General features: G+C 65.3%; 23 protein-coding genes and 2 pseudogenes. 7 read left to right on the top strand and 18 right to left on the bottom strand.

Going from position 1 to position 20,728, the window contains the following annotated elements:
• Positions 1-805 precede the first annotated feature (805 nt).
• From GTV32_RS03780 to GTV32_RS03770, 3 genes are read right to left on the bottom strand one after another with little or no spacing between them, the layout of a single operon-like run.
• Positions 806-3,184, bottom strand: a complete 2,379-nt coding sequence (locus tag GTV32_RS03780) for a PEP/pyruvate-binding domain-containing protein (RefSeq protein WP_161059002.1) — start codon at positions 3,182-3,184, stop codon at positions 806-808.
• Positions 3,181-4,179 carry a TIGR03617 family F420-dependent LLM class oxidoreductase gene (locus tag GTV32_RS03775; RefSeq protein WP_161059001.1) on the bottom strand — a complete coding sequence of 333 codons (999 nt, stop codon included), beginning with the start codon at positions 4,177-4,179 and terminating at the stop codon, positions 3,181-3,183. The genes GTV32_RS03780 and GTV32_RS03775 overlap by 4 nt, the downstream gene beginning before the upstream one ends.
• 10 nt (positions 4,180-4,189) lie before the next feature.
• Positions 4,190-5,305 carry a hypothetical protein gene (locus tag GTV32_RS03770; RefSeq protein ID WP_161059000.1) on the bottom strand — a complete coding sequence of 372 codons (1,116 nt, stop codon included), beginning with the start codon at positions 5,303-5,305 and terminating at the stop codon, positions 4,190-4,192.
• A 50-nt stretch (positions 5,306-5,355) separates the two neighbouring features.
• Between GTV32_RS03770 and GTV32_RS03765 the strand changes: the two genes are divergently transcribed.
• Positions 5,356-5,964, top strand: coding sequence for a TetR-like C-terminal domain-containing protein (locus GTV32_RS03765; RefSeq protein WP_161058999.1), 609 nt, complete (start codon positions 5,356-5,358; stop codon positions 5,962-5,964).
• Between the two features lie 78 nt (positions 5,965-6,042).
• Here GTV32_RS03765 and GTV32_RS03760 read toward each other — a convergent pair whose 3' ends face one another.
• Complete coding sequence (locus GTV32_RS03760) at positions 6,043-6,675, bottom strand: isochorismatase family protein (RefSeq protein ID WP_161058998.1); 633 nt, start codon at positions 6,673-6,675, stop codon at positions 6,043-6,045.
• Between the two features lie 157 nt (positions 6,676-6,832).
• On the opposite strand from GTV32_RS03760, the gene GTV32_RS03755 reads away from it, so the two are divergent.
• A complete protein-coding gene (locus tag GTV32_RS03755) occupies positions 6,833-7,792 on the top strand; it encodes a helix-turn-helix domain-containing protein (RefSeq protein ID WP_161058997.1) in 960 nt (319 codons plus the stop codon).
• An 82-nt stretch (positions 7,793-7,874) separates the two neighbouring features.
• Here GTV32_RS03755 and GTV32_RS03750 read toward each other — a convergent pair whose 3' ends face one another.
• Positions 7,875-8,237: an Rv2640c family ArsR-like transcriptional regulator gene (locus GTV32_RS03750; protein WP_161058996.1), complete on the bottom strand. Its 363-nt coding sequence runs from the start codon at positions 8,235-8,237 to the stop codon at positions 7,875-7,877.
• Positions 8,238-8,333: 96 nt separating this feature from the next.
• Here GTV32_RS03750 and GTV32_RS03745 point away from each other — a divergent pair, with 96 nt between their 5' ends.
• Entirely contained in the window at positions 8,334-8,819 is a 486-nt protein-coding gene (locus GTV32_RS03745) for an ArsI/CadI family heavy metal resistance metalloenzyme (protein WP_161058995.1), read from the top strand.
• Between the two features lie 26 nt (positions 8,820-8,845).
• On the opposite strand, the gene GTV32_RS03740 is transcribed toward GTV32_RS03745, so the two are convergent.
• From GTV32_RS03740 to GTV32_RS03705, 8 genes and pseudogenes are all read right to left on the bottom strand, one after another.
• A complete protein-coding gene (locus GTV32_RS03740; RefSeq protein WP_161062318.1) occupies positions 8,846-9,253 on the bottom strand; it encodes a low molecular weight phosphatase family protein in 408 nt (135 codons plus the stop codon).
• Positions 9,246-10,334 carry an ACR3 family arsenite efflux transporter gene (arsB, locus tag GTV32_RS03735; RefSeq protein ID WP_161058994.1) on the bottom strand — a complete coding sequence of 363 codons (1,089 nt, stop codon included), beginning with the start codon at positions 10,332-10,334 and terminating at the stop codon, positions 9,246-9,248. The genes GTV32_RS03740 and arsB overlap by 8 nt, the downstream gene beginning before the upstream one ends.
• Positions 10,331-10,699, bottom strand: coding sequence for a metalloregulator ArsR/SmtB family transcription factor (locus GTV32_RS03730; RefSeq protein ID WP_161058993.1), 369 nt, complete (start codon positions 10,697-10,699; stop codon positions 10,331-10,333). The genes arsB and GTV32_RS03730 overlap by 4 nt, the downstream gene beginning before the upstream one ends.
• A gap of 50 nt (positions 10,700-10,749) precedes the next feature.
• Positions 10,750-12,188 (bottom strand): annotated as a pseudogene (gene rox / locus GTV32_RS03725) (rifampin monooxygenase).
• A gap of 252 nt (positions 12,189-12,440) precedes the next feature.
• A pseudogene (locus GTV32_RS03720) lies at positions 12,441-12,956 on the bottom strand (putative immunity protein).
• Positions 12,957-13,051: 95 nt separating this feature from the next.
• Positions 13,052-13,720 (bottom strand): DNA alkylation repair protein, encoded by a 669-nt coding sequence (locus tag GTV32_RS03715; RefSeq protein WP_343287200.1) that lies wholly within the window; start codon positions 13,718-13,720, stop codon positions 13,052-13,054.
• A gap of 16 nt (positions 13,721-13,736) precedes the next feature.
• The gene (locus tag GTV32_RS03710) at positions 13,737-14,351 is read right to left on the bottom strand and encodes a PAS and ANTAR domain-containing protein (protein WP_161058992.1); all 615 of its coding nucleotides are present in this window, start codon (positions 14,349-14,351) and stop codon (positions 13,737-13,739) included.
• 261 nt (positions 14,352-14,612) lie between these two features.
• Complete coding sequence (locus GTV32_RS03705; protein ID WP_161058991.1) at positions 14,613-14,903, bottom strand: antibiotic biosynthesis monooxygenase; 291 nt, start codon at positions 14,901-14,903, stop codon at positions 14,613-14,615.
• 168 nt (positions 14,904-15,071) lie between these two features.
• Between GTV32_RS03705 and GTV32_RS03700 the strand changes: the two genes are divergently transcribed.
• Entirely contained in the window at positions 15,072-15,389 is a 318-nt protein-coding gene (locus GTV32_RS03700; protein ID WP_161058990.1) for a hypothetical protein, read from the top strand.
• 15 nt (positions 15,390-15,404) lie between these two features.
• Here GTV32_RS03700 and GTV32_RS03695 read toward each other — a convergent pair whose 3' ends face one another.
• The gene (locus GTV32_RS03695) at positions 15,405-15,848 is read right to left on the bottom strand and encodes a nuclear transport factor 2 family protein (RefSeq protein WP_161058989.1); all 444 of its coding nucleotides are present in this window, start codon (positions 15,846-15,848) and stop codon (positions 15,405-15,407) included.
• Positions 15,845-16,273, bottom strand: a complete 429-nt coding sequence (locus tag GTV32_RS03690) for an SRPBCC family protein (RefSeq protein WP_161058988.1) — start codon at positions 16,271-16,273, stop codon at positions 15,845-15,847. The genes GTV32_RS03695 and GTV32_RS03690 overlap by 4 nt, the downstream gene beginning before the upstream one ends.
• Before the next feature lie 62 nt (positions 16,274-16,335).
• Between GTV32_RS03690 and GTV32_RS03685 the strand changes: the two genes are divergently transcribed.
• Entirely contained in the window at positions 16,336-17,463 is a 1,128-nt protein-coding gene (locus GTV32_RS03685) for a glutamate--cysteine ligase (RefSeq protein ID WP_343287199.1), read from the top strand.
• Positions 17,464-17,477: 14 nt separating this feature from the next.
• On the opposite strand, the gene GTV32_RS03680 is transcribed toward GTV32_RS03685, so the two are convergent.
• On the bottom strand, positions 17,478-17,816 hold the full coding sequence (locus tag GTV32_RS03680) for a DUF1330 domain-containing protein (protein ID WP_161058987.1): 339 nt from the start codon (positions 17,814-17,816) through the stop codon (positions 17,478-17,480).
• A gap of 53 nt (positions 17,817-17,869) precedes the next feature.
• Positions 17,870-18,301 carry a PPOX class F420-dependent oxidoreductase gene (locus GTV32_RS03675; RefSeq protein WP_161058986.1) on the bottom strand — a complete coding sequence of 144 codons (432 nt, stop codon included), beginning with the start codon at positions 18,299-18,301 and terminating at the stop codon, positions 17,870-17,872.
• A gap of 149 nt (positions 18,302-18,450) precedes the next feature.
• Here GTV32_RS03675 and GTV32_RS03670 point away from each other — a divergent pair, with 149 nt between their 5' ends.
• Together GTV32_RS03670 and GTV32_RS03665 are read left to right on the top strand one after the other, a co-directional pair.
• Positions 18,451-19,956, top strand: coding sequence for a SulP family inorganic anion transporter (locus GTV32_RS03670; RefSeq protein ID WP_161058985.1), 1,506 nt, complete (start codon positions 18,451-18,453; stop codon positions 19,954-19,956).
• 23 nt (positions 19,957-19,979) lie between these two features.
• A complete protein-coding gene (locus tag GTV32_RS03665; RefSeq protein ID WP_161058984.1) occupies positions 19,980-20,384 on the top strand; it encodes a MerR family transcriptional regulator in 405 nt (134 codons plus the stop codon).
• A gap of 140 nt (positions 20,385-20,524) precedes the next feature.
• Here the strand turns inward: GTV32_RS03665 and GTV32_RS23305 are convergent, their stop codons facing one another.
• A complete protein-coding gene (locus tag GTV32_RS23305; RefSeq protein ID WP_237421477.1) occupies positions 20,525-20,710 on the bottom strand; it encodes a hypothetical protein in 186 nt (61 codons plus the stop codon).
• Positions 20,711-20,728: the final 18 nt, after the last annotated feature.

Below are 20,728 nucleotides of genomic sequence, written 5' to 3'. Positions count from 1 at the left end.
CTGCTCTCTGCACTGGCAACTCTTCCGCAGCGCAAAGGCGTCAACTGCCGCACCACAATGCCTCATCCATCGGCGTCGCGAATGCGCGCCAAGACGCAACATCGACAGCCCGGAACGCAGAACGCCGCGCGCCGCCGATACTCCTTCGGGACCGGGGTCACACCCGACTACACAGCCTGCTGTCCAGACTGTTGATTTCTACCCTCGGCCGCGTCTCTGACGGAACCTTCGTCCGCCGCGATGGGTTCGTCGCCCTCCTCCATCACGCGCCGCCACCAGGGATCGAGTGAACTGGGACTGGGCCACCGCACATCCGGAAATGGCTGCGCAGCGTCCGGCCGTCGCGAATGGGCCTTGTCCGCTCGTTGTCGCTCGCCGTCCGGGCTCTGTTCTGGATCGAGTTGACTATTCGAAGTGTCCATTGCTCATCTCCCACGTACACCGGGAACCGGTGCTCCAACTAGAGAGCGCATGAGCAGAAGACGTGGCGCGCACGTCGACGACCGATCCGCAGCTTGATCGCCCGCGACGAGAGGCGCCACAGTTGTCGTAGCAGTTCGGGGCGTTCGGTAAAGGTGTCAGCACAACGGCCCCTCCACTGGTTGGGATGCGTCGACCGAATATGCAGGCCGACGCTGGGCGCGGCTCACTTCTAAACCTGCCTCATCGTGGCACAGGACACACCTGCGTGCAACTGCGCGGCTCCCACCACCGAGCCACGTCGGAGACGTTGTGGTCGGACCAACGGTCCGATAAACCGCACGCGCACAGACATATTCAGGTGTTGGGGAGCATCCGCGGAGGCTCAGGGCCCGCCGAGACGGGTGACGACACCACGGTCCCCGTCCACGCGAACCCGGTCACCGGTCTTGAGCGCCTGTGTGGCCACCAACGTGTTGACGACACACGGAAGGCCGTACTCTCGCGCCACCACTGCGCCATGGGACACGGAGCTGCCGATGTCGGTGACAAGCGCGGCGATGACGGTGAAATACGGTGTCCATCCCACGTCGGTCACCGGAGCGACCAGGATCTCGCCGCGCTGCACGGCACGCGCATCGACAATGGACTTTGCGACGCGCACCACCCCTTCCACGGTTCCACGGCTGGCCGGCCGGCCGACGATCTGGTCGTCGGCGGTCGCACGTTGCGGCGGGGTGATGACGGGCGACGGGCGACCCACAGACACGTCATCGAACTCGAGAGAATCCTGAAACGCCAACGCTTCTCGACGCTTGACCGCGGCCCGCACCAAAGCGCCGACGTCTTCCCCACCGACGACGCGATGCAATTCCGCACGGTCGAAGAAGAACACCAGGTCAGCGTCGGGCAGCCTTCCCGACCCTGCCAGTACCTCACCGAGGTGGCGGTAACCCAACTTGAGCGAATGCGCCATCAGGGCCATCTTGGATTTCGTCTCCTCGCGCCCCCGCGCGCCGGCCTGCGCCCACTTCGCGAGAAGTCGCACGGTCGACGATCCGGGCGCCTCGAGGCGGGGCTGCGCCGTTCCGTGAGCGGCTGGGTCCAGAACCGAACGCAGCATGACCTGCATCATCGCCCCGAGACCACCCGGATCCTCGGCCCACGACGGGTCGCGCATGCACAGCTCGCGATATCCGCGGTGACCGTGACGACCCAGGAACTGGCGCAATGCCATACCGCTGGTATCGTCGGCGGCCCGCAACCCGGTGACCGCGGCGTCGGGCTCCGCCGCCAGAAACTTCGCGGCGGCCACTTCGTCGGACGCAAGGGTGCGGACCACCGCGTCGAGTTGCTCGAGCATGAGAGCACTCTCCACATCGGAGGCACCGGCCATCAGCCTGGTTGCCTCCGCCCTCCCATGGTCCTCGCTTTGTCCGTTCTTGACCGCCTGCTTGATCAGCACGCTCTCGAGAATGTTGGCCGCGACCGCGGCACGTGACGACGACCGGACATGGGTCAACGTCACGTCACAGTACTGTTCGACGCCGGACTCCAACTGCGCCATGACGACTCGCGGATCCAGATCGGTCGGTATCCGAAAAGCGGCGATCTGGCCGTCCAAGCGGCGGATGGCCGGGCCGGCCGACAACGCATGCGTGCTGAGTCGGACGGTGTTGACGATCTTGCGGTGGAATGGTTGCGGTGGTTTGGGTTTCAGCTCATCGATCACCCTCCCGCAGATCGACGTGGAGAACTGCTCCAGCGAGTTGCCGAGGATGCCCGAGCTCAGCGCCGTACCTTCGGTCATGTTCAGGAACATATGTCCGGAAAAGTAACCGACCTGCAGCCACGGTTTCTCGTAACTCTCCTGAGCCCGTGCCACAACCTGAATCATCTGCATCGCGTAGTCGATGGCGTATCCGGACACCGATGCGGTCAGCGGACAGAACGCCCCCGGCATCATCTCGCCGATGTTGCATCGCGTGTAGACGTGGTCATCACCCGCGACCGGCGAATCCATCTCGTTGAGATCACCGGGCAGGGTGGTTATCGGCCTGGCCTGCAGCCACCACAGCTTCCCCGACTGGTCGATCGCCCATTCGAGGTCCATCGGCCTGCCCCAATGTCGCGCAGCGCGCAGCGCATCGGACCGGATATGAGCGACCTCTTCCTGGGACAAGACCGGCTCCGCACCGATCTCGCGAACTGCCGCGTTGCCCTGGGAATCCAGAACGATGTGGTCGGGGGACGCGGTGCCGTCGACCAGCGCTTCGCCAAGCCCCGCGATGGCATCGATCACCATGAGGTCGCGTCGGCCGGTCGTCGGGTCGGCGGTGAACACCACGCCGGCGGCGCGGGCATCGACCATCTGCTGAACCACCAGGTGCATCGTGGCGCCCCATTGCCCGCTATAGGACGAGGCTCGTCGTGAGTGCACGGAGTCAACACACTTGCGCACGGCCGCAGCAAATCTGTCGGTTGAGTCGACTCCCAGCACGGTGTCGTATTGCCCGGCGAAGGACTGATCGTCACCGTCCTCCCCGACCGCCGAGGACCGGACGGCCACAGGGGTCGCCCCATTGGCGGCCATCTCGGAGAACCGCTCTGCCCCGACATCGATGGCATCCTGCGCGGAGGCGTCAGCGATGACGAATCCCACCGGGACCGACAGTCCGAGCCGACGGAGTTCAGCGAGTCCGGCAGCCTTGCCGCCGTACCGATCGTCGGTGACGTCGTCGAATTCGATCGTTGCCATCGTCATGATGCTGCGCCCAACTGGTCGACGATCTCGGCGAGTGCGTCGATGGGAATCGGTCCTGGTTGATACAGGCAGAGCCGGTCCGACACACCTTCGACACGGCCTCGGATATGGGCGGCGATCTCCGCCGGGGTACCGCACGCGGCAATCGTGTGCAGGATCTCGTCGTCGATCAGGGTGGCCATCTCCTGCCAGCGGCCCTGCTTGGACATCGCGTTGAGTTCCGGCTGCAGATCTCCCCAGCCATGCGCATCGAGAACCGGCCGGTACGCCGGGGTGGAACCGTAGAACGCCAACAGCATCCGCGTCGACGCGTGGTCGTCGTCGCGTCCGGTGGCGACCGACACGATGATCTCTGGCACCACCTCGAAGTCCTCCTCGCTGCGGCCGGCGGCAGCGAGGCCCGCCCGTACGGCGGGCATCGTCGTCTCGTGCAGGAAACGCTTCGACCCGAACGGCATCACCAGGAGACCGTCGGCCACCTCCGCGGTCGCCCTGGTCATACGTGGACCGAGCGCGCCGAGATAGATCGGTGGCGGCCCGAAGGGGTTCGGCCCGGGCACGAAAGTGGGCGTCATCAAGGTGTGCCGGTAGTACTCACCGCGGTAGTCCAGCCGTTCACCGTTGTTCCATGTCGCGAAGATCGCTCGCAGCGCCCCCACCATCTCCTTCATCCGCGCGACCGGATGGTCGAACTCGGCCCCGTAGCGCTTTTCGATCTGCGCGCGCACCTGGGTGCCCAATCCGAGGATGAATCGCCCTTCAGAGAGCAACTGCAGATCATTCGCCTGATGTGCGAGTTGGATCGGATTACGAGGTAGCGCGATCGCGACGTTGGACATCACGTCGAGCCCCTTGACTGCCGATGCCAGTACCAGCGGGGTGAACACGTCGAACGGACCTTCGAAGGTGAACACACCGGATGCGCCGGCTTCGTGCAGCAACTCAGCTCGTTGGACCGCACCGGTCGGCTCGTACAGCGCTGTCATGATCTTCATGGCGTCCTACCTACTTCGCGACGTCGGTCCAGTCGGAGAAGCCCGACGGGTGGTGTGGACCGATGACTCCGTGTTCGAACAACCCAGCCCCCTCGCGGGTCTGCCCGTCCGCTTCGGTGCACACCGCCTTGCCGACGTGGTCGATGAGGCTGAACGGCGCTCTGGCCATCACTTCCGGGTCCGTGAGGTCGAAGCTGACCCGTTCGGCGAACGGCCCCTCCTTCCACGTGCCGTGGGCCCACGAGGAGTCGCCACCGTAGCCCGAACCGAATGCGATGGGCGCGAACAACTTCGACTCGACGTCGAGTTGAATGCGATCCCCCGCACGGTTCATGAACTCGACATGAGCGCCATGCGGGATCCTGGTTCCGGGCGTGTAGTGGATGGTGACGCGCACACCGTCGAGCTGTTCGACACGACCGTCGCGCCATCGACGTGTGCAGTCGTAGAGGCTGCGTTGTCCGTCGGGATCTTCCTGGAGGATCAGGAAGAGTTGGTAGTCGTCGAAGGCCAGTGGCAGGTAGAGCCACCACATGCCGCGGAATGACGCATCGGGCCGACCGGCAGGTTCGGCCTCACCGACCGGACGGATTCCCCACGACCGGTCACGGCTGGCCACGCTGCTGTCACGATCGACCGAGAGCCGCTCGCCGTCGACATCGATCCATCCCTCCCACGTACCGACCTGGGCAAACCGGCACGCCTGCAACGTCACTCGTCGCTCGGTCAGCATGTCGTGCGGACGCTCCAGGGCGGCCGGGAACAGCCCGCGCCAGGTCAGATCCGCGGAGATGCCTTTCGTTTCGGCCAGCGTCAGGTGCATCTCCTGCAAAGGCTCGACGACGTCGAGCCGATAACCATTGACATTCTGGTTCAGGCGGTCGTCGTCGATGGCATCGCTCAAGTGCACCGCGGTCTGGGCGTCCCCTCGCCGAACGACGAAGTAGGCGTCCTTGACCCCGAGGCGTGGGTAGTAACCGATTCCGGTCAGTGCCATGAATCGGCCATCCCGGTCGAGCACGTTGAAGTAGGACCGATCGTAGAAGTTCCGGTCGGACGTCGCCGGCCAGGTGAGCGGCGCCGGTGTCTGATGAATCGGATACTCGTCGAGCGGGCTCAGGTTCACGAACACTCCCTCAAATACGATGCGAACTGTATTGGAACTACGATGGGTTCATGACAGCAGACGGCCGCAGCAATGGCAAGAGGTCCGCAGGCGAGACGTCCGGCCCATCCGCGCCGGGGCGGCCGCGCGACGGCCGGATCGACGCCGCGATCATCGCGGCCACTCGAGAGTTGATCCTCGAAACGGGATACTCCGCGCTGTCGCTCTCGGCGATCGCAGCGCGCGCCGGCACCACCACGGCCGCGATCTACCGGCGATGGTCGGGGAAGGCGCAGCTGGTTCACGAGGCGGTACTGTCCGCCGAGGAGATCCCGACCCCGGACGGTTCCGGCGACATCCGCGCCGATATCCGCGCATTGATCGAGACAGTCCGGGAGATGTTCGACAGCCCCGAGGTGCGGTTGGCTCTCCCCGGCCTGATCGCCGACACAGTCGCCGACCCTCAGGTGCACACCATGATGATCGAGCGATTGGCCGGGAACCTTGCAGCTTTCGAATCCCGCTTCGGGCAGGAACGGCGTGGCGACGACGAGTTGCCCATGCTCGCCGAGGTCGTCGCCGGCACCGCGATCTTTCGCATCCTGATCCGGAACGACGCCGCGCTCGACGACACCTGGGTGGACGAGATGACCCAGTTGATCACCGAACGCTGGCCCTGAGGAGCCTGCCGACGACGAAAGGCGCCGGCCCCGGACAACTTCCGGGATCGGCGCCTTCGCGGTATCACTCAGCTCATCTCAGCTGTGAGCCTGTGCCCCCGCCACCGCCGAGGCGACCAGGTTGTCCTTCTCCAGCGCGGTGCCGCCGGAGAGGGCATCGGTCCACGCCGAAGTGGCCCCCACCGCGGCGAAGTTCGAGTTGAGCAGCACCATCAGGGTGGTGTGGAGCTGCTCCGCGGACACCGAACCGGCCTCGTTGGCCAGGTTGATCGCACCGGTGGCGTCCGAGAGGACCTCCACGGCCAGACCCAGGGTCTCGGCGTGGGCGGCGGTGGAGAGCACGCAGTTGTTGGTCATGTATCCGACGAGGGTGATGGTGTCGACGCCCTTCTCGGCGAGCCACTCCGCCACATCGGTGCCGCCGAAGACGCTGCCGGTCTGCTTGGTGGCCATCTTCCACTCCGCGGTCACCCGCTGCTCCACCTCGGGGTGCAGCTTCCACCCCTCCGAGCCGTCGGCGAAGACGGGGAAGTCGGCCGGGAAGGTGTGCTGCAGCGACACGACGGGCAGACCCGCCGCGGTGGCGGCGTCGATCGCGGAGGCGATGTTCCCGATCGACTCCTCGCGCGGCGGGTACTGAACCTGCACGGGTCCGGCGAAGTAGTCGTTCTGGACGTCGATGACGATGAGGGCGCGCTTCGGAGCGGGCATGAGGTGGAGGTCCTTCCGGTCGGGACACACCCGAACTTGAACGTCCGAGTGCATGTACGGGCCATTGTGCTGCGCTAGTATCAGCCGCATAGGTGGCACGATTGCCCATTTGCGATGGATTTGCGCCACCACGGGACGCAGGCGGAGTGAGGTGACGATGCGCGTCGCGATCTACATGTTCGACGGCGTCTCGCTCTTCCACGTCGCCGCCCCGCAGCTGGTGTTCCAGGAAGCAGCCCAGCTCTCGGGGGACCCGTCGGCGTGGTCGATCACCCTGTGGTCCACCACTGCCGGCGAGGTACGCCTGGCCGAAGGGCATCGCTTTTCCGGACTCGCAGGCCCCGAGGCCACCGTCGACGCGGACATCGTGGTCATCCCGTCGTGGCCCAAGTCCGCACCGCCGGTGAGCGACGCACTCCGTCGGCACGTGACATCCGCCCACGACCGGGGCGCGACCATCGCCGGACTGTGCCTGGGGGCACTCGCGGTGGCCGACACCGGGCTGTTGCGCGGCAGGCCGGCCGTGACGCACTGGGCTGCCGCCGAATTGCTGACCGCGCGGGGCGGCAACCTGGCCGACAACTCCGTCCTCTATATCGACCACGGCGACGTCATCACCTCGGCCGGCACCGTGTCCTCGATCGACGCCTGCCTGCATCTGGTCCGGGAGCGATGCGGTGCCGACCTGGCCAACCGGGTGGCGCGCCGGATGGTCGTGGCCCCGCACCGCGAAGGCGGTCAGGCACAGTACATCGAACAGCCACTGTCGGCGCCCGCGTCGTCGACCACCATCAGCGCCGTCCTGGACTGGGCGCTCGAGCACCTCGACGGCGAACTCAGCGTCGAGGCGCTGGCCGAGCGGGGGCGGATGAGCAAGCGCAGCTTCATCCGCCAGTTCCGCAACGCAACCGGCACGACACCCGCCCGCTGGGTACTGAGGCAACGACTCGAGCGGGCCCGCACCCTGCTCGAGACCACTGACTGGGACCTGCGTCTGGTGGCGCACTCGTCGGGTTTCAACAGCGAGGTGACCTTTCGGCAGAACTTCACCGCGCAGTATGCAGTGACACCCTCGTCATACCGACGGCAGTTCCGGCACGCCGACCGGGACGTTTGATACCGAAAATGCTGTAGTGCAACACATCTGGGTCTCGATCGCGTTCTACGCGGGCGACCGGATCGGGCTCACGAGATCCAAGCTAGGCGCGTGGGGACTCGGCACCCAGCACGGAGCACAACGCGTCGAGGGAATCCCGGCGAGCGCGGTAATAGACGTTCATGCCGCGGCGTTCCGGCACCACCATCCCGGCCTTCCGAAGCTGACCCAGGTGATGACTGGTGGTGGCCTCGGTCAGACCGACCGAGGCCGCCAGGTCACAGGTGCACAGCTCCCCTGCCCCGTCGGTCAACAGCAGCGACATCAGCTTGATCCGCACCGGATCAGCCAGCGCCTTGAGTCGCAGCGCGACCTCCAGCGCGGTGGCGTCATCCAAGGGGGCCACCGACACGGGTTCACAACAGATGGGAGCGCTGATGTCGATGACGGGCAAAGCCTTGGGCATGAATTCACCGTACCGGGAACCTTGACATATGTCGAAGAGGTGGCGCATCCTGAATCCTGACTTCGATATATGTCTCACAGGTAAAGGTGGCTCGTCATGTCCCGTCTGCAACTCGCGCTCAACGTCGACGATCTCGATACCGCGGTCGAGTTCTACTCCAAGCTGTTCAACACCTCACCGGCAAAACGCAAGCCAGGATATGCGAACTTCGCCGTCGACGAGCCGCCACTGAAGCTCGTGCTGATCGAGAGCCCTGGTCGGGGCGGCACGATCAACCACCTCGGAGTCGAGGTGGAGTCCAGCGAGAAGGTGCACTCCGAGATCGCGCGTCTCTCCGGCGAGGGTCTGTTCACGCAGGAAGAGATCAACTCAACGTGTTGCTTCGCCACGCAGGACAAGGTGTGGGTGACCGGCCCGGCGGACGAGAAGTGGGAGGTGTACGCCGTGCTCGCCGACTCGGACACCTTCGGCACCAGCCCTAAACTGTTGGAGCAGAACGCCACCGACGACTCGGCGCCGAGCGCGGGGTGTTGCGGCCCCAGTACGGACGATCCTGCGGAAGCCGCCACGGCCTGCTGCTGAATCCGAACGCGCACACGCCCACGCCGCTAGTGCAACCGGTCGTCGAGGACACGGATCCGTTCGGTGATGTCGTCGCGGACCAGTCGCATCCGTTCGATCCCTTCGATACCGCGCAGAGAGGGTTCGTCGGTCTTCCACACCTCGAGTTCCACCCCGTCCGGCACAGAGACGTCGGCGGTGCCGACCACCACGACCAGGTCTGCGGCTCGCATCAGCTCATCGGTCAGTTGACGTGGCTGATGGCCTGACACGTCCACACCGACCTCGGCGAGCACCTGCGCCGACAGTTCGTTGACCCGGGCACCCACCTTGGCGTCGGTTCCGGCCGAAGTTGCCTCGATGTGATCGGTGACCGCGGCTGTGAGGTGTTGGGCCATCACTGATTTGCCGCGGTTGCTCACGCAGACGAACAACACCGTGATGTGATCAGGCAGCACGGTGACCACCCGCCACCATGTCAGCGGGCGTGGCGAATCGGCGACGCAACACCAGCGAGACGTAGACCAGGCCGACGAGCACCGGCACCTCGATCAGCGGGCCGATGACTCCCGCCAACGCCTGCCCAGAGGTGGCGCCGTAGGTGGCGATTGCGACCGCGATCGCCAGTTCGAAGTTGTTGCCCGCAGCGGTGAACGCCATCGTGGTGGTCCGCTCATACCCCAGCCCGAGAACGGCGCCGAGCAGGAACCCACCGCCCCACATCACCGCGAAGTAGATCAACAACGGCAGCGCGATCCGCACGACATCCCATGGCCGGGAGGTGATCTGCTCCCCTTGCAGCGCGAACAGGATCACGATGGTGAACAGCAACCCGTACAACGCCCACGGTCCCAGCCGCGGCAGGAAAGACGATTCGTACCAGTCGCGTCCCCTTGCGCGCTCGCCCAGCCGACGCGTGAGATAGCCCGCGACGAGCGGGATCCCGAGGAAGATGAGTACCGATTTCGCGATCTGCCACGGCGAGGTCTCGATGGCCGTCTGTTCAAGGCCCAGCCACCCGGGCAGGACGGAGAGATAGAACCACCCCAACACGGCGAACATGACGACCTGGAACACCGAATTGAGAGCGACAAGGACCGCGGCGGCTTCGCGGTCTCCGCACGCGAGGTCGTTCCAGATGATGACCATCGCGATACAGCGAGCCAGGCCGACGATGATCAGCCCGGTCCGATACTCCGGCAGATCCGGTAGCAACAGCCACGCCAGCGCGAACATCAGCGCCGGTCCGATGATCCAGTTCAGCATCAACGAGCCGAGCAGCAGCCTGCGATCACCGGTGACCGAACCGAGCCGGTCGTAGCGCACCTTCGCCAGCACCGGGTACATCATGATCAGCAACCCCAGTGCGATCGGAAGCGAAATGCCGTCGATCTCCACCGCCGCCAGCACCTCGCCCAGACCCGGAACGCCGCGACCGAGCAGAAGTCCGACGAGCATTGCCGCGCCGATCCACACCGGCAGGAACCGGTCGAGCACGGAGAGTTTTCCCGCCACGGCGGTTTCGGTCGCGTTCACTCCGGCACCTCACACGAGCGCGGCTCCCCCACCACCGCCGCCGCCAATCCGCCCAGCAGATCCGCCAGCCGGCTCAGCGCGCCGGTGTTCACTCGGTAGTACACCCAACTGCCGCGCCGTTCACTACTCACCATTCCCGCCTCGCGCAGCACTTTCAGATGATGTGAGATCGTCGGCTGCGACAACTCGAACGGCCCCGAGATATCGCACACGCACGCCTCACCACCAGGATGCGACGCAACCTCCGACAACAATCGCAACCGCACCGGGTCACCAAGAGCCTTCAGCGCCGACGAGAACTCAGTTGCGTCCTCGGCGCCCAACCCTCGGCCGACAGCCGGCACAAACAGCCCCTGTTTCGACATGCGTCGATATTGACAGATATCGAATCATCACGCCACCTCGAGTGGAGCGGTCAGGTTCGAGGCACCGCTTTGCCGAACCATCGGGCCAGATGAACATCCAAATCGTCCTGAGCCGCACCTACCCACGCCACGTGGCCGTCGGGACGGAGGAGCACGGCGGGAACGTGCAGCTCGTCACCGGAGTCGACGACAAGGTCGACCCGGTCAGCCCAACCTTCGACCGAGAGTTGACCGGTCTGATCGAGAAGCAGTCCTCGGCCTGCACGCATCAGACCGTAGAGATTTCCTCCGGTCAACGTGATGTCGCGCAGCCTACGACCCAGCAGCTCATGTCCATCACCCATGTCGTAGCGGACCGATATCGCAGTGATCTTCTCGGTCAGAAAGCGCGAGACGTCGTCGAAGTCCATCAGATCAGCGATCAATCGCCGCACGGCTTGCGAATGGGCGTCCGTGGAGACCAACACCGCCTGCGCACGCGTGTTGTCCAGCACGTCGGCCGCCACCGGTCGACGTTCGGCCTCGAAGCTGTCGAGGAGGTCAGGCGGCGCCCAGCCGTTGATCGCGGCGCCCAGTTTCCAACCGAGATTGAACGAGTCCTGCACCCCGAGGTTGAGGCCCTGGCCTCCCATCGGCGGATGGATGTGTGCGGCGTCGCCGGCCAGGAACACCCGGCCCGACGATAATGCTCGGCCAGACGCGTGGCATTCCCGAACCGCGAGAGCCAACGCGGCGAGTGAACGCCGAAGTCGGTGCCGGCGACGGCGCGGAGCTGCTGCTTGATCTCATCGAGGGTGGGCGCGGCCGTGCGGCCTTCGGCCACGTCGGCCGCCGGGACCACGAGGCGGTGTCGACCGCTTCCCGACGGCGAGGGGCCGATCCCGAAACGCTTCTGCGTCTCCCGGACCTCGACGACCTTGGCGGTCAGCTCCTCCTCGGGCATGGTCACGTCGACCTCGCCGATCAGTGTGTCCGCGGTCGACGGCTCGCCGGGAAATCCGACATCGATCAGCTTGCGGACCGTGCTGCGCCCGCCGTCGCAGCCAACCAGGTAACGCGCGTGAAGCGTTGTGCCATCGGACAATTCGGCGACAACCTCCGTATCGCGCTGGTGAACGGCGACGACTCGCCCACCGCGCCGTATCTCCGCACCGAGCTCGGTGGCGTGCTCGGCGAGGATTTTGTCGATCTCGGGCTGCGGTATGCCCAGCACGTATCCGTGGGCGGTGTCGAGATGCGGTGGCTCAGGTTTGGAGATGCCCGCGAAGAATCCATGCAAGGGATACTTCTGGCCCCGCGCGAGGAAACGGTCCAGTAGACCACGCTGTTCCATGATCTCGATGGTGCGAACGTGGATGCCCAGCGCGCGGACGAGCTCGGTGGGCTCGACGTCCTTGTCGAGCACCACCACGTCCACGCCCTGCAGACGGAGTTCAGCCGCCAGCATCAGTCCTGTCGGTCCGGCACCGACCACCACGACGTCGTACATCCGAACCCGCCTTCCCCGGCAAGACGCGTGCCTTGCTCGCAGCAGACGAGTCTGCACCATCACCCTGGGCTTGCCGCAAGCCCAGGACCACGCGATATGGTGAAGGTGGAAGCGATCACCCGTCCGGCTTCGGCACCCTGATTCGAACGTCGGATGCGCAATTCAGCTGTTTCTGGATACAGGATTCGCTGTCCTTCCGGCGATCATGGAGACAGCTGCTGTGGCGACTGAATCCGGATCAGATTCCGCACATCAGCTCTCGAACACCGACCAACAGATTTCGTTGCGCAACCGCTGGTCGTCCAGGACCAGCTCACGGATGGCATCCGGGAGTTGCTCACGCTGTCAACGACACTCGGCCCGTCCCGCGGCCTCGCCGCCGCCCTTCGGCGCTGCTGCGCGGACGGCTTTGATCGCGTAGGCCGCGGCGCCCAACTCGTGTGCCGCGACATGAGCGACCGCCCCGGCCTGACCCGCGGCGTAGGCAGCGTGACGAGGCGCCCCACTCAGATCCCTGGCGGCACCCATCGCGTGCCCACCGGCCGCACGCGCGTCCATCATCGGGACCTCACCACGCACCCAGGCACGGATATGTCCGATCGCCTGACGTGGACGTGGGTCGTCGGGCCGCGCCTGTTCAAAGAGCGCGAGAACGTGCTCGGCACACGCCGCCGCCCACAGCGCCAGGAGCCGGTGGTCGTCGTCCGTGAGGGTTCCACCGCGCCGGATGGTGATGAAACGGGGGTCGCGTTCCTTGGGGAGGATCACGCACACATCGTCGCAGACCGGGCCGACCGGCTGCGGACTTCCTCCGCCATCCCGCGCTTCTCGAAGCCTCACCACCGCGCCGTTGTCGGATCTGGCTACCAGCCCTGCCTATTCACCATCGCCGTGATCCACGTCGGGGCGAACGGCGACGTGCACCCCGGAGAGGTCGGGTAGTCCTTCAGGACCTCCAAGCGCTCACCGATCTCGATCGCGCGGGCTCGGTAAACGGGGTGTGCGATCCCGATCTGGGCCAGGCAGGCGTTCATCGCCCACTGGAGGCGGTCCGGAGCCTGTCTCATCTCCGCATCGACAACATCGAGCAGTGCGGGGAGATCGAGAACGTCCGGCGCCTTCGTCACCCGGTCGGCAGTCAGCGCCCATCCGGCGCTCGCCACCACGGAATCGGGATCGGCCATCCAGGCCACACGCAGCATCTCCGAATGCGGATTCTTCTTCACCACGTAGTTCACGAGCCAGTCGTGCACCTTGGGCGTTCTCGCATCACGCACCATGGCATCCAGCTCGTCACGGTCGAAGTCCTTGGGGCGGCAGATCAAGAGCGCGAGCAATCGTGCTGCGCTGTCCCCCGTCTCCCAGAGTTCCACAGCGAGTTGCTGCTGGGTCCTCAGACGCTTGGCGACCGCTCGCAGCCTGGTGAGGTTCACCCCGTGATCGTCGCCGTGCCTCGAGTTCACCTCGCGGGTCTTCGGGTCGTCGAGTTCGGCCAGCTCGGCCATCACCTCTGCCACCGTGGTCTCGGCCACCCTGAGTCCCCTGACGTCAATCCACCCGTGATCCGCTGCTCGCCCTGAGCACGATGTTGTCGAACTGACGTCGGGTGTGATCCGGTATCTGAAGACTGGCGACGGACTCAGCGATCAGAGACTCCGCGACATCGCGCACCTTCACGTTCACCTCCTGCGACCGCCATTTCAGCACGTCGATGGCCCGTTCGGCGCTGACGCTGTACATGAGCATCAACATGCCTTTGGCCTGTTCGATCGAACCGCGTGAGGTCCGAAACGACTGCACGTGGTCGTCGAGCTGTTCTCGCACCGACGCGTCGACCGACTCCGTGAGATCGAGGTAGAAACCCTCGGTCCCGATGCATTCTCCGGATGGGTCCGTGATGCTGTGAGCGATGACGGCGACGGGCCGTACGCGCCCCTGGGTGTCGATGATCCGGTGCCGACTGGAGAACGGCGCGTGGTGGGTGAGCATCTCGGCGAGCATCGCCTCGAAGTGGACACGGTCATCTGGATGCTTGTGCCCGATCAACAGCTCGGTCGTCGGAGTGACCTCACCGGGCTCGTAGCCGTGGAGCGCGGCCACCTCATCCGACCATTCCCACCGCTCACCTTCGTACAAGAATCGGAAACTACCGACCCTCTGCATGCCGTGCTCACCCGTATGGCCCGCGCCACGCCTGGACGCGAAGTCGTTCAATTTTCGTGCGCCTCCTGTGCATCCCCGGACGTCATGCACACATGTATTGCGACCCTTCCGCCGTGGAAAGACCGTCATGTGGCTGAAGTTGGGACCCAACTAACAGTCTCACCGGCCGCTGCTGCTTAACTGCCGAGCACATATTAACCGGAAGTTCGGCCGAGAACTATCTGCCGGTGCCGGTCCTGCCGGGCGCCGCTTGCTTCTCGCCTATCCGGACAACAGCCGCACGTCACCGACCTCGTACTCGGCCACCGATGCGGAGCGGATGGCGGCACCCTGGTCGTCACCCGGACCACTCCCGCGAAAGGCCTCGACGTCGGCCCGCGACCGCCAACGCTCCAAGATGTTGATGCGAACGGAATCGAGCAGGTCGGGGTCGATCGCAAAGTCAAGACACCCCTCCGTCCGCCGCGCCTTCTCCACGACCGTCACACAACCTGCGAGGTAGGTCTCGCGATGCTCGGGCTCGACGGTGATGTGTCCCGCGACGATGACCATGAGGTGCCTGCCGTTTCCCGTGGATGTGTGTACCGGTCATCCGGGTAGACCATGTGGACGGCCACATCTCATCGCGACGTCCGTGACTACGATCGATCGAGCACTGTGCGTGAACTCGGCGGCGACGGGCCGTGTTCTGCACGAGAACACGAAGGCAGGGGGCGTCCGGTGAATACCACGTGGACACGACATGTTGCGGCCGCAAGCGCCGGTGCAGTCGCAGCCAATGTCGTCCCACACCTTGCCCATGCGCTGGCCGGCAAGCCGTTTCCCACGCCCTTTGCCGACCCGCCCGGCGTGGGTGATTCCTCTCCGCTGGAGAACCTCGTGTGGGCGTCGGCGAACGCCGGCGCCACCGGGGCCATCGTGTATTCACAGCGCGCCCACTTGCATCGCGCTCAATTCTGGGGAGTCTTCGGCATCAGCGCATCGGCGGCCGGCTTCGCGCTGCGGTCGTATTTCGAACGGATGCGTGGTCAGGGCTGACACACCCGGCGGTCATCATCGACTCTGCGCGCGTAGGTGTTCGGACGTGTCTCCGACGAGCTCGAGGTATCCGTAATCGCGCGAGGTGAAGGTCCATTCACCACCACGCCGCGCCATGGTGTCGAGATGGCGGCCCGACGCGACGATGTCGATGCGGGCCTCGCGCTGCTGCAGCACTGTGTAGCAGGATCGGACACGAGCGTTGTCGCGGCCGTCGAAGTCGATGATCGGGTTCGTGATCAGGTGTCGGGTCCGCGGCGTCCCGTCGGGATGGACGACCACCATCGTCTCGAACATCGCGCGAACATGCGCGGCGCCATGGCCGGTGACCTCTCCGCGGATGGTGATGTCCGCGTCGGCGAACAGCTCGCCGACGGAAGCGAAGTCCCCGGCGTCGAGGAGCTCCGCGTATCGGTAGAGCAGCGTGCAGATCGCGTGGTGGTCGTCGTCGACGGTCATGAGAGCCCGGCCAGATTGTTGATCGACGCTCGGACATCGGATTCGATCACCCGCGCCACCAACCGGCCCACCGGGCCGTTGAGTAGACCACCACTGAGGTCGGCGTGCAAGCCGAAATGAGATCCCGACTCGGCCGGCGTGACCTTCATCGTGAGGTCGATCCGGACACCGCCCCGGCCGCGACCGGCGAGCGCGATCACCTCGGGTTCGACGTATTCGGTCACCCGCCAATGGATGATGTTCCGAAAGCCTTTCACCTTGATCAGCGAGGACACCTCCGTCCCCTCCCCGATCCGGGACGGGAGGTCGCTCCGCCAGCCACCGAATATCGTCATCCACTCTGAGAACCTGCCGAGATCTGATGCGAGCTCCCACGCGGCCGTCGGGCTCATGTCCGAATCGACCTCGACCTCTACTCCGGCCATGCTGGACCTTCCTCTGTGACAGATCGGGCGGGGTATCCCCCTGACGACCGTACGATGAGAAGGTGAGGTTCGCCGACTCGTCAACCGCGGGTGACCCCGGGGAGGCGCTGCCGACGGTCGGCGTCGAAGAAGAGTTCATCCTGGTGGATCAGCTCACCGGGCAGCCCGTGGGCCGCAACCGGGAAGTCGCTGCGGCCGCCGCACGTCGAGGCGTCGAGCTGGATCTGGAGTTGACGTCCTGCCAGATCGAGACCGCCACGTCTGCGTGTATCACCAGCGACCAGGTGCTCGCCGAATTACGCAGGCTCCGAACCATCGTCGCCGAAGCCGCCGACGAGGTCGGCGTTGCCGTGATCGCCGCGGGCGTACCTCCGACCGTGCCCGACCACTTCCCCATCACCGAAACGGAGCGATATCGCCATATCGGCGAGAAGTTCGGAATGCTGGCACACGAGCAGGGCATCTCGGGGTGTCACATCCACGTCGGTGTGCCCGACCGCGGCACCGCGGTGGCCGTCAGCAATCACCTTCGGCAACGGCTGCCGATCTTGCTCGCCCTGTCTGCCAATTCGCCGATCTATCGCGATGCCGACACCGGACATGCCAGTTGGCGCTCGGTGCTCTGGTCTCGATGGCCGGCGTCGGGGCCGCCTCCACACCTGCGCTCCCGTGAGCACTTCGAACAGATCGTGGCGATGTTGTTGTCCAGCGGCGCCATTCTCGACGACCACATGGTCTATTGGGACATCCGCCCGTCCGACCACCTGCCCACCGTCGAGATCCGGGTCGGTGATGTCCAGCCGCGCGCCGACGAAGCCGTCGTGGTGGCAGCGCTCGTCCGCGCCCTGGTCGTCACGGCGCTGGGCGACATCGCGGCAGGCGTCCCCCCGCCGGTGATCGATTCCGATGTCCTGGCAGCGGCCATGTGGAAGGCAGCACACGACGGTATAGAAGGCCACGGGATCGATGTCGTGACGCAGCAACCGGTTTCGGCACTCACTCAACTCGAGTCGCTCGTCGCCGACGTCCGTCCGGCACTTGACGACCTCGGGGACCGTGCGCTGGTCGCGGCCGCCGTGGAACGTCTGCGCGCCGAGGGTAACGGCGCCAGTCGTCGCCGCCGGCGATTCGCGCTGAGCACGAGCGGACGCGACATCGTCGAGTCGGCGGCCCGAGAGTTCACCAGCTGAACGACCGCGGCGACTCAGGACCGCCGTAGGAGCGGACGCAGGTCGTCGAGCCTGTCGAAGAGATGCCAGATGTAGCCGGTCGTGCCGTTCTCCCGTAGTCGATGGAGACCGGCGAGGGCCGGATCATCGCGATAGCTCTCGAACGCCTCGATCGAATCCCACTCGACCAACACCATCACCTGCCGCGGAGCGATGTCGCCTACCTCGGCGTCCCGGAACCCACCCAACGAGACGACTCGCCCGCCATGGCTCTGCACCTCGGCCAACGACCGCCGTGAGTACGCCCGATAGTCCTCGTTGTCGGCCAGGTCGAACAGGTTCAGTGCATACACCGGACCATCGTTGTCGGCCATCGAACCCCTCTCTCGTGTTGCGCACTTTGTTCGTATCGCGCTGTGGCGCTCGGTCAGCGCAGCTTGGCACCGTAGACTCGGCCGACGCGAAGCACCATCAGAACTCGACGATCCGAGACCATCACAGCTCGGTATTCGTCCCAGTTCGGGTGCTCCCCTGCTCCTTGCCGGTAGTAGTCCACGAGCGCGTCGACCTCGTCGCCATCCGGATCGGTGCCCGGCCCGACGAGGGTCACGTCACCCTCGGCCGTCGCCCAGGTGAATCCGTCTGCGCTGGTGTACTCGATCGCCGCGCGTGGGTCCCGACGAAGGTTGGCCGTCTTGGCCCGGCCTTCGGTCATGGAGACATAGATGGTGTCGGTGTCACGGTCGTAGACCGATGTCACGGGCGACAGCTGGGGTAGCCCGTTCGACTTGATGGTCGCGAGGATCCCGAGTCTGCTGTCGGCGATCAGGGCTCGTGGATCGAACTGGTCGTCACTCATGACCTTGCCAACCCGAGAAGGCCCGCGACCATTCCGATTTGCATCTCTACCCTCCCGTCAGGGTAGAGTCGCCCACTGCCTGACGCCCCCGCCCTCTGGCCGGTGAATCCGTCACCCGCTCGTGCGTCCTGGGCTGAAGGAGTATTCGCATGTCGCCGACGTCCACCGTCGTCTCCCCTGAGCGTCAACAGTCGGTGCTCGCCGCCCTGCGTTCGCCTCGCCGTCTACGCACCGAGGTGCTGGCCGGCCTGGTCGTCGCACTCGCTCTGATCCCTGAGGCGATCTCGTTCTCCATCATCGCAGGCGTCGATCCCCGGGTGGGACTGTTCGCCTCGTTCACCATGGCGGTCACCATCGCCATCGTCGGTGGGCGCCCGGCGATGATCTCGGCCGCCACCGGTGCGGTCGCGCTCGTCGTCGCACCGCTGGTCAAGAGCCACGGTCTGGACTACCTGATCGCCGCGGTCATCCTCGCCGGCATCTTCCAGATGATCCTGGGCGGCATCGGGCTCGCGAAACTGATGCGGTTCGTGCCACGCAGCGTCATGACCGGCTTTGTCAACGCGCTCGCGATCCTCATCTTCACCGCGCAGCTCCCGCACCTCATCGGGGTGCCATGGCTCGTCTACCCGATGGTCGGCATCGGCATCCTCATCATCGTCGGATTGCCGAAACTCACCTCAGCCATCCCGGCACCTCTTGTCGCGATCGTCCTGCTGACCGCCGCGACCATCGTGTGCGGTCTCTCCGTGCCCAACGTCGGCGATGAGGGCGAACTACCCGACAGCCTGCCCTCGTTCCTGATCCCCGACGTCCCCTTCACCTGGCACACCCTCACCGTGATCGCGCCCTATGCGCTGACCATGGCACTGGTCGGGTTGTTGGAATCCTTGATGACCGCCAAGCTCGTCGACGACCTCACCGACACCCACTCCGACAAGTCACGCGAGTCCATCGGACAGGGCGTCGCCAACGTCGTCACCGGCTTCTTCGGCGGCATGGGCGGCTGCGCGATGATCGGACAGACGATGATCAACGTGCGGGCCTCGGGTGCACGCACCCGGATCTCCACCTTCCTCGCCGGGACCTTCCTGCTGATTCTCGTCGTCGTCCTCGGCGACGTGGTGGCCCTCATCCCGATGGCCGCGTTGGTCGCCGTGATGATCATGGTGTCGGTTGGCACCATGGACTGGCACAGCCTGCGCCCGAAGACGTTGCGGCGCATGCCCAAGAGTGAGACAACCGTCATGCTCGCGACGGTCGCCGTGACCGTTGCGACCAACAACCTGGCCTACGGGGTCATCGTCGGGGTGGTCACCGCGATGGTGCTCTTCGCCCGCCGCGTGGCGCACATGACCGAGGTCGTCGAAGTCGCACACCCCGATGACGACACCCGCGTGTACGCGGTATGCGGCGAACTGTTCTTCGCCTCCAGCAACGACCTCGTCTACCAATTCGACTACGTGAACGATCCACAGCACGTGGTCATCGACCTCAGCGCGGCCCACGTCTGGGACGCATCGACAGTGGCCACACTCGATGCCATCACCACCAAGTACAAGGCAAAGGGCAAGACCGCAACCATCATCGGCCTCGACGACAACAGTGCCGCCCGCCACGAACGCCTCAGCGGCCACCTCGGCGCGGGCCACTGAGCCGGACCGGAAGGACACATCGCGTGAGCACTTCGCACAGCGAGCCGGAGCATCTGCAGATCGGTGAGGTGGCGGCCGAGACCGAGTTGTCGATCAAGACCATTCGCCACTACGACGACGTCGGTCTGGTCGTCCCGTCAGCCCGGTCGGCCGGCGGCTTCCGGCTCTACACCCGTGACGACATCGCTCGCCTGTTGGTGATCCGACGCATGAAGCCGCTCGGGTTCACACTCGACGACATGCGGAGGCTCCTCGCAGCCCAGGACGACCTGTCCCGCACCGTGGACGAGGAATCCGCGCGCTCCGCGGCGGCGACGCTCGCCGAGTTCCACGAACGCGCCGAGCAGGCCTGCACCCGTTTGGCGCGTCATCTCGACTATGCACGCGAACTCACCGCACAGCTCGCCGTCCACGCGGATCACCGATAGTCCGGCGCGACACCGGCATACGTGAGCTCGGTGACTGCGTTCCCTCGGACACACCCGATCCAGGTCATCTGAATCTCTGCTCCGGCGCTTTGCTGATGAGAGAATGAGCCGTCCGTTGCGCCGATGGAGGTGGGGAACCGTCAGATGAGCCCCGAGAACAGCGATCCGAGACCCACGGAGGAGTTCCGCGTCCCGGTGGGTCGGCTGATCGCCATGACTCCGGTCGGAATGGTGGTGGGCGCGGTCTGCGCGCTACTGCTCTGGGGGATATCGGCAGTGGCCGAACTGATCGAGCGTCTGGTCTGGGATGACCTGACCGCCGTCATGGGGATCTCCTCCGACAC

This window comes from Gordonia sp. SID5947 (genome assembly GCF_009862785.1).
Lineage (GTDB): Bacteria > Actinomycetota > Actinomycetes > Mycobacteriales > Mycobacteriaceae > Gordonia.
The sequence above is the reverse complement of the archived record's forward strand: the minus strand, read 5'-3'. Positions and strand labels throughout refer to the sequence as shown.